General features: G+C 63.8%; 13 protein-coding genes. 6 read left to right on the top strand and 7 right to left on the bottom strand.

All coding sequences use genetic code 11. The features are described 5' to 3' along the window. Positions 1–16: 16 nt before the first annotated feature. Genes P0Y64_13500 through P0Y64_13485 form a run of 4 tightly spaced genes read right to left on the bottom strand, consistent with a single transcriptional unit; the run spans position 17 to position 4,178 of the window. The gene (locus P0Y64_13500) at positions 17–1,222 is read right to left on the bottom strand and encodes an acyl-CoA dehydrogenase family protein (protein WEK42399.1); all 1,206 of its coding nucleotides are present in this window, start codon (positions 1,220–1,222) and stop codon (positions 17–19) included. A 3-nt stretch (positions 1,223–1,225) separates the two neighbouring features. Next, entirely contained in the window at positions 1,226–2,329 is a 1,104-nt protein-coding gene (locus P0Y64_13495; GenBank protein ID WEK42398.1) for an acyl-CoA/acyl-ACP dehydrogenase, read from the bottom strand. 45 nt (positions 2,330–2,374) lie between these two features. Continuing rightward, positions 2,375–3,157 (bottom strand): SDR family oxidoreductase, encoded by a 783-nt coding sequence (locus P0Y64_13490; GenBank protein WEK42397.1) that lies wholly within the window; start codon positions 3,155–3,157, stop codon positions 2,375–2,377. A gap of 40 nt (positions 3,158–3,197) precedes the next feature. Beyond that, on the bottom strand, positions 3,198–4,178 hold the full coding sequence (locus P0Y64_13485) for a nitronate monooxygenase family protein (GenBank protein ID WEK42396.1): 981 nt from the start codon (positions 4,176–4,178) through the stop codon (positions 3,198–3,200). 107 nt (positions 4,179–4,285) lie between these two features. Between P0Y64_13485 and P0Y64_13480 the strand changes: the two genes are divergently transcribed. From P0Y64_13480 to P0Y64_13470, 3 genes are all read left to right on the top strand, one after another. Further along, positions 4,286–5,257: a nitronate monooxygenase gene (locus P0Y64_13480; protein WEK42395.1), complete on the top strand. Its 972-nt coding sequence runs from the start codon at positions 4,286–4,288 to the stop codon at positions 5,255–5,257. Between the two features lie 119 nt (positions 5,258–5,376). Then, the gene (locus tag P0Y64_13475) at positions 5,377–6,156 is read left to right on the top strand and encodes an enoyl-CoA hydratase-related protein (GenBank protein ID WEK42394.1); all 780 of its coding nucleotides are present in this window, start codon (positions 5,377–5,379) and stop codon (positions 6,154–6,156) included. Further along, positions 6,153–7,133 (top strand): NADPH:quinone oxidoreductase family protein, encoded by a 981-nt coding sequence (locus tag P0Y64_13470; GenBank protein WEK42393.1) that lies wholly within the window; start codon positions 6,153–6,155, stop codon positions 7,131–7,133. Before P0Y64_13475 ends, P0Y64_13470 begins: the two co-directional genes overlap by 4 nt. Positions 7,134–7,172: 39 nt before the next feature. On the opposite strand, the gene P0Y64_13465 is transcribed toward P0Y64_13470, so the two are convergent. The 3 genes from P0Y64_13465 to P0Y64_13455 all read right to left on the bottom strand — a co-directional run bounded on the left by P0Y64_13465 (position 7,173) and on the right by P0Y64_13455 (position 10,529). Then, a complete protein-coding gene (locus P0Y64_13465; GenBank protein WEK42392.1) occupies positions 7,173–8,228 on the bottom strand; it encodes an acyl-CoA/acyl-ACP dehydrogenase in 1,056 nt (351 codons plus the stop codon). Next, positions 8,225–9,421, bottom strand: coding sequence for an acyl-CoA dehydrogenase family protein (locus P0Y64_13460; protein ID WEK42391.1), 1,197 nt, complete (start codon positions 9,419–9,421; stop codon positions 8,225–8,227). Before P0Y64_13460 ends, P0Y64_13465 begins: the two co-directional genes overlap by 4 nt. A gap of 211 nt (positions 9,422–9,632) precedes the next feature. After that, positions 9,633–10,529 carry a GntR family transcriptional regulator gene (locus P0Y64_13455; protein ID WEK42390.1) on the bottom strand — a complete coding sequence of 299 codons (897 nt, stop codon included), beginning with the start codon at positions 10,527–10,529 and terminating at the stop codon, positions 9,633–9,635. A 39-nt stretch (positions 10,530–10,568) separates the two neighbouring features. On the opposite strand from P0Y64_13455, the gene P0Y64_13450 reads away from it, so the two are divergent. The 3 genes from P0Y64_13450 to P0Y64_13440 are packed head-to-tail and all read left to right on the top strand — an operon-like array spanning position 10,569 to position 13,716. Next, positions 10,569–11,366 carry an enoyl-CoA hydratase/isomerase family protein gene (locus tag P0Y64_13450; protein ID WEK42389.1) on the top strand — a complete coding sequence of 266 codons (798 nt, stop codon included), beginning with the start codon at positions 10,569–10,571 and terminating at the stop codon, positions 11,364–11,366. Positions 11,367–11,419: 53 nt separating this feature from the next. After that, complete coding sequence (locus tag P0Y64_13445) at positions 11,420–12,514, top strand: acyl-CoA/acyl-ACP dehydrogenase (protein ID WEK42388.1); 1,095 nt, start codon at positions 11,420–11,422, stop codon at positions 12,512–12,514. Further along, complete coding sequence (locus tag P0Y64_13440; GenBank protein WEK42387.1) at positions 12,511–13,716, top strand: acyl-CoA dehydrogenase family protein; 1,206 nt, start codon at positions 12,511–12,513, stop codon at positions 13,714–13,716. Before P0Y64_13445 ends, P0Y64_13440 begins: the two co-directional genes overlap by 4 nt. Positions 13,717–13,753: the final 37 nt, after the last annotated feature.

The following is a 13,753-nucleotide window of genomic DNA, read 5'->3' as shown; positions in this document are numbered from 1 at the left end:
TGAAAAGGGGTCAGCCTCAAAGCTGATCGAACGGCACGTTCTTGTCGAAGCGCACATCGCCCGGCATGCCCAGCACGCGCTCGGCGATCTGGTTCTTCAGCACCTCATCGGCGCCACCGGCGATCCGCATCACCGTCGACCAGATATAATCGTAGTGAAGCTCGCGCGTCGCGGTATCGCCAGCTGCGGGAGCCAGCGCCTCGGGGCCGCGTATCTCCATCGCGAGGCCGAGCGCGCGTTGCTGACGTCCAGCATAGGCAAGCTTGACCATACCCGCGAGCGCCCCCGGGTTTTCGCCGCGCGAGACCATCGTGCGCAACCGCGCCTCGAAATATTTGCCCCCGCGTTCCTCGGCCAACGCATCCGCCAGCGCTAGGCGTACCGCCGAGCTGTCGAGGGCGGTGCCCATACCGCGCGGCGTGGCGGCGGCGTATTCGATGATCGGGGTCATCGCGCTTTTCGAACTACCGCTGCCCAGCCGTTCCCCCATCAGCACGGTCATGCAGCATGCCCACCCCTCGCCGACGGCGCCGATGCGGTTCGCATCCGGGATCCGCACATCGGTCAGAAACGTCTCGTTGAAATCGGACGCGCCTGAAATCTGTTTGATCGGTCGAACCTCAACGCCCGGTGTCTTCATGTCGACCACGAAGAACGTCAGGCCCTTATGCTTGGGAACAGTGGGATCGGTGCGAACGACCAGAATGCCCCAGTCGCTTTCGTGTGCCCAACTCGACCATACTTTCTGGCCGTTGATGATCCAGTCATCGCCGTCGCGCACCGCTTTGGTGCGCAGATTGGCGAGATCGGAGCCGGCCGACGGTTCCGAAAAGAGCTGGCACCAGGTCAGCTCGCCCTTCAGCGTCCGGTCGATGAAGCGCGCGCGCTGCGCGTCATTGCCGTGCTTGCCGATCACCGGGATCGCCATTCCCAGCCCGATGCCCATATACGGCCCCTTCGGAAGGCGGTGTCGCGCTTCCTCCTCGGCAAAGACCACCCCTTCGATCACCGTGCCGCCCCGGCCGCCAAGCGCCTTGGGCAAGGTGATGCCGGCAAAACCGCCATCATAGAGCGCGCGTTGCCACGCGCGGCCGCGCCTGACCTCGTCGGCGTCATCCAGCTTCACGCCTTCGGCAACTTCATGCGCTGGCGCATTCGCATTGAGCCACGCGCGCGCGTCGGCGCGAAAGGCGGCTTCTTCGGGCGTATCATTGAAATCCATCGTTCAAGCCCCCTTTGCCTGCTCGGCCGGGAGGTGACTCATCAGGCGATCCGCCCATGCCTCCCTGTTGCCGAGAGAGACTGCCAGCGTGCGTTCGCGGCGGTAATAGAAGTGGCAATTGGCTTCCCAAGTGTAGCCAATGCCACCGTGAACCTGCAGATTTTCACGTGCGGCGCGCTCGAACGCGCTTATCGCAGTCAGCCGGGCCGCCGCTGCCGCCGACGGCAAATCACCCGTGGACTCGCCCGCGGCCCAACCACCGAAATAGGCATTGGAACGCGCCAGTTCGAGCGCCACCGCGATGTCCGCAAGCTTGTGCTTGATCGCCTGATAACTGGCGAGCGGGCGACCGAACATCGCGCGCTCCATCGCATAATCGCGCGCCATCGTCAGACAGGCATCGGTGCCCCCGACCGCCTCGAACGCGGCCTGCACGGCTGCGCGATCGAACAATTCCTCGATCGCCTGCCCCGCCAGCAACTCAGCCGAGGCATTGGTGAAGGTTAGCGTATAATGCGGGCGAAGCTGATCGAAGCTGTCGAGCTTCGTGCGGATCACGCCCGGCTGAGCGAGATCGACCAGCACCAGCGCAGGCTTTCCCCCCGTCTGCGCGAGCACCACCGCGACAGTGGCGATGCCGCCATCGGCCACCGGCGTCTTGGTCGCGTTCAGCGCGCCACCCTCGAATGTCGCCTTGAGCGCGGGGCCGGCCCAGCCTGCGGCGCCCTCGGCATAAGCGAAGGTACCGATCGCCTCCCCGCTCGCCAGTTTCGGCAGCCACACCGCTTTCTGTTCCTCGCTACCGGCCAGCCGGATCGCATCGGCGGCAAGCACGATCGACGAGAAGAACGGCAGTGCGACATTGGCCCGCCCCATCTCCTCGCTGATCACGCCGAGATCGAGCTCGGTCAGCCCGAGCCCGCCGAAACTCTCCGGAATGGTCGCGCCGAGGAACCCCATTTCGGCGATCTCCCGCCAGAGCGGCTCATCCCATTCAGCCCCGGAATCGATCAGCGCCCGCAATCGATCTGGCGTCGACCGCTCGCCAAGCAGCCCGCGCGCCTGCTCCGCAAGCATCTTCTGTTCGTCGGAAAGATCGAAATTCATCCTGCATCCTCGAAGGCACTGCGACGTTGACGATGTGCGCGATGTTTAGCGCGGCGGCATACGGATTGCGCCGTCGAGCCGCAGGTTCTGGCCGTTGAAATAGCTGTTACGCACCAGCTCCATGACCAGGCTACCGAACTCGCTAGGCTTGCCCAGCCGCTTCGGGAACGGAACAGAAGCCGATAACACTTCGAGCACCTTGGGCGGCACACCGAGCATCGGCGGCGTCGCGAAGATGCCGGGCATGATCGAATTGACGCGGATGCCCAGGTCCATCAGATCGCGCGCCATCGGCAGCACCAGGCCGTTTACGCCTGCTTTGGCCGAACCATAAGCCACCTGCCCGACCTGCGCATCTTGTGCCGCCGCCGATGCGGTCAACGTGATGACCCCGCGTTCGCCGTCTTCGAGCGGGTCGAGGCTCGCCATGCCGATCGCCGAGAGCGAGGCGAGCCGGTAGCTCGCGACGAGAATGCCAAGGACGGAGAATTCATAATCCTCGGTCGAGAAGCGCTTCAGGCCGCCGGTTTCCTTGTTTCTGCCAACCGTCTTGCCGCCGCGCGATACCTGCGCGCAGTGAACGAGAATGCGTTCCTGACCATGCGCCGCGCGCGCCTTTTCGAGCCCAGCGACGACGCTTTCCTCGCTGGTAATGTTAACGTTGCAGAAAAGGCCGCCAATTTCACTCGCGATCGCAGCGCCTTTTTCCTCGTTGAGATCGAAGATCGCCACCTTTACGCCGGCAGCGGCAAGCGCGCGGGCGCTGGCCTCGCCCAGGCCAGAAGCGCCACCGGTAACGACGGCTGCGGTCTCGTTGGTGATTTCCATTCTAAAACCTCCCTGAATTTCTCAATATCGGATGGGGCGATCAGGCGAGGAAGCTCGCAAGCCGGCCGCGAATGATCGCTTCGGCCTCGGCGACAATCCGATCGATCAGCACCTGGCACGTGGGAATATCGTCGATCAGACCCTGCACCATGCTCGCCCAGAACACGCCCTTCGACAGATCCCCGGTTTCGAGCAGTTCGCGCCCGGCGGTGCCCGCGACCAGCTCCTGCACGTCGGAGAATTTCGCGCCCGGCACGGCGAGACGACGCACCACTTCCTCCGACACGGCGTTCTTGCCGACGCGCGCGGTATTCTTGAAGCTGCGGAAGATCAGAAACGTGCCGCGCTCATCATTGTCGATATAGGCCTGTTTCACGTTCGCATGGATCGGTGCTTCCTGCGTCGCGCAGAAACGGGTGCCCATATTGATGCCGTCCGCGCCCAACGCCAGCGCCGCCGCCAATCCCCGCCCGTCGCCGAAGCCGCCGCTCGCCAGCATCGGGATCTTCACCTTATCGGCAGCTGCCGGAATCAGAATGAGACCCGGAATATCATCCTCGCCCGGATGGCCCGCGCATTCGAAACCGTCGATCGAGATGACATCGCACCCCGCCCGCTCGGCGGACAGCGCGTGACGGACGGCGGTGCATTTATGCAGAATGATGATGCCGTGCGGCTTCAGCTGCTCCCAAATCTCGCGCACCGCCGGTGTGCCCGCGGTTTCGACAATCCTCACGCCTCCATCGATGATCGCTTGCGCATAAGCCTTGTAATCGGGCGAGTTGATCGTCGGGAACACCGTCATGTTCACGCCGAACGGCTTCGCGGTCATCGAACGGCAACGCTCGATTTCATCGCGCAACGCCGCCGGCGTCGGCTGAGTGAGGCCGGTCAGGATGCCGAGGCCCCCCGCGTTCGAGACGGCGGAGGCCATTTCGGCGGTGCCGACACCCTGCATCCCGCCCTGCACGATCGGATGCTCGATACCCAGAAGCTCCGTGATCCGCGTTTTTATTGCCATGTCCTCCCCCGCTCCTTTGAAAACCCTGGACGGGCTTATCACACCTAGTTACCTATGACGAGCATCTCGCTAGCCGCTTTGACGGCGTTCGGCAACAGGGAGGTTCGGTGAGTATCGATTGGTCACAACTCCGGTTGCCGGTGATGCAGGCGCCGATGCTGATCTGCTCCAGTCTCGAACTGGTGATCGCCTCGTGCCGCGCCGGCGTGATCGGCGCATTCCCCAGCGGCAACCCACGTGCACCGCACAGCCTTGAATCGTGGTTGGCAACGATTCGCGAGGCGGAAGCCGAGAGCCTTGGGCGTGGCGAGCGCTTCGCGCCATTCTGCGTCAACCTTCTCGCCTCGACCGCGATCGACCAGCAGGTCCGCGCCGAGCGGCTGGCCATCTGCAAACGCGCGCGCGTGCCGCTGATCCTAACCAATCTCGGCGATCCGAAAGCGGAGGTCGAGGCCGCGCACGAATGGGGCGGCACCGTCTTTCACGATGTGACGACAATGCGTTTCGCCGAGAAGGCGATCGCGGCGGGAGTCGACGGGCTAATGCTCGTGTCCGGCGGCGCGGGCGGGCATGCCGGCACGCTCAACCCGTTCGCTTTCCTACCGCAGGTACGTCGCATTTTTGACGGCACGATCATGCTTGCGGGCGGCATTGCCGATGGCCACGGCATCGCCGCAGCACTCACCCTCGGCGCCGATATCGTCGTGATGGGCACGCGCTTCATCGCCACGCGCGAATCGGGCACCTTCGATCCGCACAAGCAGATGCTGGTAAACTCACGCAGCGAGGATGTGTTGTTTACCGACGCCATCGCCGGCATGCCTGCAAGCTTTCTACGCCCTTCGATGATCGAGAACGGGCTTGATCCAGATAATCTGCCGCCGCCCAAGGGATTTCATCGCCCTGATCTGCCCCCCGGTATCAGGGCGTGGAAGAATATCTGGAGCGGCGGCCATTCGACCGGACTGATCGACGACGTGCCGAGCGTGGCCGAGTTGATCGACCGGCTCGAAGCGGAGTTCCACGCCGCGCGCGATCCCGGCGGATGGCGCGCCGCGCTGCTCAAAAGCCTGTCGTGACGTCGGCGACCATGGATCGCGACGCGATCCGCCGTTCGATAGCGATTGATAATATCAATAGCGGCGGCGACTGTCGGCGCGACCAAGAACCCACCCCGCGCCCCTGCGAGGACAACACGATGAAATTCATCACGGTTTCCAAGGCCGATCACGTCACCTCGATAACGCTCAACCGACCCGCGGTGATGAACGCGATCAACGGCGAGATGCACCACGAACTGCAAAGCGCATTCGATGCCTTCGCCGAGGATGACGACCAGTTCGTCTGCGTTGTCACGGGCGCGGGCACCAAAGCTTTCTGCGCCGGTTCCGACCTGAAGGCGGTGGCGCTGGAGGGCGAGCGGCATGTCTATCCCCGCAACGGCTATGCTGGCCTGATCGAGCGTTTCGATTGCGCGAAGCCGATCATTGCGGCGGTCAATGGCGTGGCGCTTGGCGGTGGGTTCGAGATGGCGCTGGCCTGCGACGTTGTCATCGCCGTGGAGACGGCGAGCTTCGGCCTTCCCGAGCCGCTTGTGGGAGCAATTGCACTGGGGGGCGGGCTCCACCGGCTCGCGCGGGAGATCGGGCCGAAACGAGCCATGGGCATGATCCTCACCGGACGACGCGTAACTGCGAGCGAGGGATATCGCCTCGGCTTCGTCAACGAGGTTGTCGCGCCCGACGGTCTCGATGCCGCTGTCGTGCGCTGGGTAACCGAGATATTACGGGGGGCACCACTAGCTCTACGGGCATCGAAGGAAACGGTCTATCGCGGTCTCGACGAGCCGAGCCTCGCAGCGGCCCTGGCGCACCAATCCTCCTATCCGGCGTACATGGCATGGAGATCCAGCGCGGATCTTGCCGAAGGAGCCCTCGCCTTCGCCGAAAAACGCCCACCAAACTGGACCGGTAAATGAGCCGCGCCGTCGTCATCCACGCGTTCGGCGCGCCATCGACGTTCCGATTGGAAGAACGTGAGGTCCCCTCGCCCGGCCCTGGTAAGCTGACCATCAAGACTCACGCGGCCGGCGTCAGCTTCGTCGATGTGTTGGTCTCGGCGGGCGAATATCAGTTGAAGCCACCGCTCCCCTTCATTCCCGGCAGCGAGTTCGCCGGTATCGTCACCGCCGTCGGCGACGGAGTTGATCCCGCACGCATCGGCCAGCGCGTGCTGGCAAGCGCGTTCGGGGGCGCCTTCGCCGAAGAATCGATCGTGCCGGCCAAGCTCGCGCTGCCGATCCCCGCGGACATGAGCTTCGCCGAAGCGTCGGTGTTTCGGGTGAGCTTCGCCACTGCTTATTATGCGCTCATACAGCGCGGCAGGTTAAAGGCGGGCGAGACAGTGCTGGTGCTCGGCGCTGGAGGCGCGGTTGGTTATGCGGCGATCGAGGTTGCCAAAGCACTTGGGGCGACCGTGATCGGATCGGCCTCCTCAAATGCCAAGCGTGCGCTGGCGATTGCCGCGGGGGCCGACGCGATCGTGGATTCACGTTCCAATACATGGCGTGACGACGTGAAAGCGGCGAATGGTGGCCGCGCGATCGATGTTGTCATCGACCCCATCGGCGGCGAGGCGACCGAACGCGCTTTCCGTTCGCTCGCGTGGAATGGGCGGCTGCTGGTGATCGGGTTTGCCGGTGGATCGATCGCCAGGCTACCGGTCAATCTTGCCCTGCTAAAAGGCGCCGCGCTTGTCGGCGTCGATCTTCGCCAGTTTGGCGACAATGAACCCGAGGCGGCGGCGGCAAATGTAGCCGTCTTGTTCGAGCTATATGAAGCCGGCCGCCTGCACCCGCCAATTGCCAAGACTTACGCCCTCGACGATTTCGCCGCGGCGATGGTCGATGCGAGCACCGGTGAGACAGCGGGACGGATCGTGCTCACGATGCGCTAGCTGGCGACGCCATCGCACCGGCCTGCAGCCGATCACGCCCTACCAGCCCGCCAGATCGGCGGCGTGTGCGCGGTGGACGGCAGGGCTGCCGAGATAAGCGCGATCAAACAAAGAGCGGCGGAACCAGTTGTTCAGGCCGTACTCCCAAGTGTAGCCAATTCCACCGTGCGCGGCGATCGCGGCGCGTGCGACCGAAACAAAGCGATCCGCGAGATGGGCTTTGGCGATCGCGGCCGCGCGCGACGCATCAGGCAGATCGGCGTCATGCGCATAGCCCGCATACCAGACAAGTGCGCGTGCCGGCTCTACTTCAAGCGCCATCTGCGCAAGCTGATGCTTGAGCGCCTGAAAGCGGCCGATCGGCTGGCCGAACTGCTCACGCTCCCTGGCGTAATTTACCGACAGATCGACGCAATATTGCGCCCCGCCAAGCGCATCGGCGGCGATCAGCACCAGTGCCGCGTCGAAGATGCGGGCAACGAAGGGATCACCCGGCTCGAACAGCATATGCGCCTTGGGGTTAGCGAAACTAACGGTCGAGAGCCGGCGGCTGCGATCGCTCGACCTGACCGGCTCGACCGTAACCCCCTCGCCTGCTTCGACCAGCGCGATGCCGCCGCCCTTCGTTCCGAGCAAAAACACGTCCGCTGCGCTGGCCGACTGGACAAAGCGCACCTTACCCCCCTCCGGCGTCGCATCCCAGTTTTCGGGAAGCCAGCCGCCACCGAACGCAAAAGTCGCCACGGTGTCGCCGCTCGCCAATCCTGCGAGATGCGCCTTGCTGCTCTCATTGCCGGATTTGGCGACGATCATCGCGGTCAGCATCTGCGCGCCGATCGGCCCCGTCGCGGCAGCCTGCCCGGCAACCTCGGCGACCATCGCGGCATCGAGCAGGCCCAATCCAGCGCCGCCCTGATCCTCCGGCAACAGCAGGCCGCCAAGCCCCAGCGCCATCAGCGAACGCCAACTATCCGGATCGAAGTCGGCTTCGCCGTCGACGAAGGCATGGAGCCGTTCCGTCGGCCACACATCCGCCAGCGTTCCGCGTACCGCATCCTGAATTGCGAGCTGTTCCTCGCTCGGGTGAAACCTCACTTGCCGGTCTCCATCGCCAGATCGCGCGGCAGGCCCAGGCCTCGCTCGCTGATAATGTTGCGTTGAATGTTGGTGGTACCGCCCGCGATCGAATTGCCGAGCGACCCCATGATCTGATCGAGCCACTTTTCGGGCCCGCGGCCGCGCGTGCCCGCCGCAGCCGGCTCGATCAGTCCTTCATCGCCGATCAATTCCTGTGCGGCGAGCGCCATTTCGTGGCCCGTTTCCGTCAGCAACAGCTTCATCATCAACTGTACGATTCCGGGCTCTTCCCCCGACGCCGCCAGACTGAACAGTCGATAGCTCGTATAACGATGCGCCATCACATAGCCTTCGATGCGACTGAGCAGTTGGCGGATTTCGGGATCTTCAATCGCCGGCTTGCCGTTGCGCGTTACTTCCCGCGCCAGTTCGACCAGTTTGTCGAACTGCGAGCCAAGCCCTGTCGCCGATCCGATCGAGGCACGCTCGTGCTTCAGCGTGGTGCGCGAGACATTCCAACCATCGCCACGCTCGCCGACCAGCCATGAGGCGGGCGTCGTCGCATTGTCGAAAAAGAATTCGTAAAAACCCGATTCCCCGGTCATCTGCCGGATCGGGCGACGCGTGATGCCCGGCTGATTCAGATCGATCAGCAAATAGGAAATACCGGCGTGCTTGCTTGCCTCCGGCTCGGTCCGCACCAACGCGAACATGTGCGTCGCGCGGTCCCCCTGACTCGTCCAGATCTTCTGGCCATTGATCACCCACTGGTCGCCGACCAGCTCGCCCTTGGTGCGCACGGAGGCAAGATCGGAGCCGGTGCCGGGTTCCGAATAGCCCTGCCCCCATTGATAATCGCCCGACATGGTCTTGCGGACGAACAGTTCCTTCTGCTCGGCGGTGCCTCGTTCGAGCAAGGTGGGAACCAGCATGTTCATGCCGTTGCCCGTTATTTCCATCGGCGCGCGGGCGTGGCCGAACTCCTCCCGGATAACCTGCGCACGTACCACGTCGGCGGGTTGCTCCGCCCCCCCGAACTCCTTCGGGATGGATCGGTACAAGTAACCCGCACCAGTCGCGTCGTCGCGAAAAGCACGAACGTACGCCTTAAGCTCAGCGCCACGCAGCGCGCCCGGTTGCCACTTGGCGCGCAGGAAATCGCGTACCTCCGTGCGAAACGCCTCGGCGTCCGCGCCGTAGCTAAGGTCCATCTCGTCCTCCTCGCGCATGTTGCGCCCGTCGTCGCCATTCCATGCCCATGATAGGCAACCTAGTCAAATATGTTATCGCACCTTTCGCGAAGCACCGGGCGCGGCGCCCGTGGATGGAGCGGACTGCGAAGTTGCGCGGGATGCAACGCGTCCGCGCCCCGTTTCAACGCCTTGTGCCGATGATCTGCCCCGCTCGCGACGTCTCGCCGCCTTACTCCAGAAGATCGACCAGCCGTTCGCCATCGCCGGTATCGAGCCAGGACTGGTTCGCGTTCATCACATGCAGCCGCCAATGCGCCGCCGCGTCATCGCCCCGGCCCGCTTCGATCAATTCGATCAGCTTATGAAACGAGCGGATTCCCCACAGCGATCTCCGGCGCTGTAAATCCTCGGGCATATTGCGGCGCGACAGGGACGCGACCTGATAATGCTCGACCACGTTCTGCAAAACCGAGATCAGAAACAGCAACGTCTGATTGCCGCCGAGTTCCACCAGCAACCGGTGAAACTTGGCGAGCCCGATCATGAAGTCGACATATTGCCCGGCCTCGACAAAGGCTGTGAGGCGCATCGCTTCGGCGCGCAGCCGATCGGTGGCGCCCGGTACCGGCGCCTCGGCCAGCCGGCGCGCGATGAAAGGCTCGATCGCCAGCCGAGCCTCGTAGATGTCGGCGATCGTGGTGCCCTGCGCGGCGAGAACGAACCCGGCATAACGCGCGACGCTCTGAACGCGTGGCTGATGGACACGGGCGCCAGTGCGCGAGCCACGCACCACGCTGATGAGCAGTTCCGCTTCAAGAATACGAAACGCCTCGCGCAGGGTCGGCCGGGAAATCCCCAACGTCGCCAAGAGCTTCCCTTCGGGCGGCAGATAGTCGCCCTCTTTCAATTCGCCACGAATAATGCGTCGGCGGATGTGATCAGCCACGACCTCGGCAGTTTTGGGTACGCGGATCGCCTGCCGCACCGGATATCCGTCTTGAAAGTCAGCCGACTGTTCGGCCGGTATGTTCGCGCTGGTTTCTTCGTCCACATCGCCTCCCCGACGGTGAATCGAAATGCTACCCACGGACTGCTGGCGACGCATGGTTGCGCCGACCCGATCCACCGCATATAGCTATCTAACCTAGTTAGAGGACCGACGACAGTGCAATTCGAAACGATCCTTGTCGATAAGGCCGATCACGTCGCGACCGTCACGATCAATCGCCCCGAGGCCCTGAACTCCTTCACCAAGCGAATGCTGGAGGAATTCGATTTCCTCTGGAAAGACCTCAGCGAAGACGATTCGATCCACGCCGTCGTGCTGCGCGCGGCACCCGGCCGTGCATTTTCCACCGGGGTCGATGTCAAGCTTGCACGTGAGCCGGATCAGGCGATCATGCATGAAAATATCTGGACCGCGCGAGATCCTGGCGATTTTCTCGGCCCCAAGGCCAGTCGCTGCTGGAAGCCTGTGGTGACCGCCGTGCATGGCATGGCCGCCGGGGGTGCCTTCTACTGGATCAACGAGAGCGACATCATCATCTGTTCGGAAGAAGCGACCTTCTTCGATCCTCATGTTACTTACGGGATGACGGCCGCGTTGGAACCGATCGGCGCAACCTATCGCATGCCGCTGGGCGATGTGCTGCGCATGGCACTCCTCGGCAATGACGAACGGATCAGCGCGGAAACCGCCAAACGCATCGGCCTGGTCTCCGAAATCGTGCCAATCGACAGATTGTGGGCGCGCGCGGACGAACTGGCCCGCATCATCGCCGCCAAGCCGCCCGCCGCGACGCAAGGTACGGTGCGCGCGATCTGGGAATCGCTCGATCTGCCGCGCTCCGCCGCATTGGCGCAGGGCCTGAAATATTGTCAGGTCGGCAATCCGGTGGGGGTGCCGCAAGTCGATCGCGCCGCACTGATGGCAGACAAGGCCAAGCACTTCACCGTTCGATGAGCGCCCTGTTTTATATAATCCAGTTAAACACTTAACGAAAAACGGAGGTGGGGATGTCGTTACTTTACGACGACGGCCAGCAGGCAATCGCGACCGAATCGCGTCGTGCGCTCGAAGCAAGGATGTCGCTTGAGGCGCAAATGCCGTTACTCGACGCGCGGGGCGCCTATGATGAAGGTTTCTGGACCCTCGCCCGTGAGCAGGGCTGGACCGCGCTGACGCTTGCAGAGGAATATGGCGGGATCGGCCTCGGCCTGATCGAATTGGGGCTTGTCGCGCTTCAGGCTGGGCGTTCGCTGAGCGGCGCGCCGTTCGTCACCACCTCTCTGGGCGCCGTGTCGGCGCTCGCGGCCTATGGCGGCGATCGCCTCAAGCAGACATGGCTCGGCCCCCTTGCGAGCGGTGACGCGATCGGTGCGATCGCCTTCGCGGAAGGCCAGTCGCCGTTGCCGTCGCGGCCGGAGACCGCGCTATCGAATGGGCGGCTGACCGGGCGGAAGCCGGGCGTGACGGCAGGATTGCAAGCGGATCTGGCCATCGTTCTCGCGGTGCAGGATGGGCAACCCGTGCTCGCCGCGGCAGCACTCGACGGCGTCCGACGGGAAGCGCTCCAGACGTTCGACAACAGCCGCTGCACGGCAGACCTGATCTTCTCCGACACTCCGGCTGAGGTGCTCGTCGCAGGCCCACAAGCGGTCGACGCAGCGCTTCGGCTGCTTGCCGAGCAGGCGGTTGTGGTCGCGCACGAGCAGACGGGCGGGGCCGAAGTACTGATGGAGATCGCGCGCGATTATGCCAACACCCGGCGCGCGTTCGGCCAACCGATCGGTGCTTTCCAGTCCGTGAAACACCGCATCGCCGAACTCTACACGCTGGTCGAGCTCGCGCGCGCCAGTGCCCTCCATGCCGCGACCCGCGTCGGCCAGCCCGATTTCATCGCCGCAGCCGCCGCTGCGCGCCTTTCCGCAACCGAAGCTTACGACACCGCCGCGCGCGACTGTATCCAGGTGCATGGTGGGATCGGCGTAACCTGGGAGGCCGGGCTGCATCTTCACATGCGCCGGGCGCGAAGCCTGGCGAATGAACAAGGCAATATGATCTTCTGGGAGGACGTGCTCGTGAGCCAACTCGAAAGGCAGGCGGCGTGACCGATATCGATACTTATCGCACACAGGCGCGCGAATGGCTCACCTCGATCGCCGGGGAGTTCGGCAAGGATGCGCGCCGCGGCCTTTCGGTGGAGGATGATCTCGCACTCGGCCGCCGTTATCAGCGCGCGAAATACGAGGCGGGCTATGCCGGGATCAACTGGCCGGTCGAAATGGGTGGGCAAGGCCTCTCGCATATCGAAAAGGTCGCCTTCGACACCGAGGAAATGCCGTTCGGCATGCCGACGGCCTATTTTGGCATTTCGCTGGGCATGCCGGTCCCGATCCTGCAACGCTTCGGCGGCGACAAGGATTTCGCCCGTGAGCGCACGATCGCCGCACTGAGGGGCGAGGAAATCTGGTGTCAGCTCTTCTCCGAACCGGCGGGCGGATCAGACCTCGCCGGCCTCCGGCTGCGCGCCGAGCAGGATGGCAACGGCTGGAAACTCAACGGTCAGAAGCTTTGGACAAGCTGGGCGCAATATAGCGATTATGGCGTGATCGTTGCCCGCACCGATCCCACCGTGCCCAAGCACAAGGGCCTCACCTATTTCTGGGTCGACATGAAGGCGCCTGGCGTCTCCGTCCGGCCGATCAAGCTCGCCGGCGGCGATAGCCACGTCAACGAGGTGTTCTTCGACGATGTGCGCCTCGATGACGGCCATCGCATGAGCCCGGTCGGTGGTGGCTTCGCGGTAGCGATGGCGACCCTGATGATCGAGCGCTACGTCGCCACCGACAGCGCCGGGTTCGGCCCGCATCTCGATCTGTTCATCGACCTCGCGAAATCGGTCGAGATCAACGGCAAACCTGCGATCGAGGATGGGCGTATCCGTTCGGCGATTGCGCGCAATTACGCGATGCGCACAGCGCTCGACGCAATCACCGCACGCGCGATGCTGATGATGCAGGCGGGGATGGAGCCGGGCCCGGAAGGATCGCTCAACAAGCTCGTCTCGGTTCGTTCGCGCCAGCGCCTTTCCGAACTGGCGATCGACCTTCAGGGGCCGGCAGCATTGTCCTACGACGAACACGCGCTGGTGAAAGAAGACTGGGCGGCGAGCTGGATGAACGCGCCGACCGGCCGGATCGCGGGCGGTGCGGACGAGATGCTGCTCAACACGATCGCAGAGAAGATCCTTGGCCTGCCGCAGGATCATCGGCCGGACAAGGCGGTGCCGTTCAACGCCATCCCGGCCTGAGCGAGGTACAGGGGGGCGGTGAAGCGATTCAACCGCC

The sequence above is a fragment of the Candidatus Sphingomonas colombiensis genome, from assembly GCA_029202845.1.
Classification (GTDB): Bacteria; Pseudomonadota; Alphaproteobacteria; order Sphingomonadales; family Sphingomonadaceae; genus Sphingomonas; species Sphingomonas colombiensis.
The sequence above is the reverse complement of the archived record's forward strand: the minus strand, read 5'-3'. Positions and strand labels throughout refer to the sequence as shown.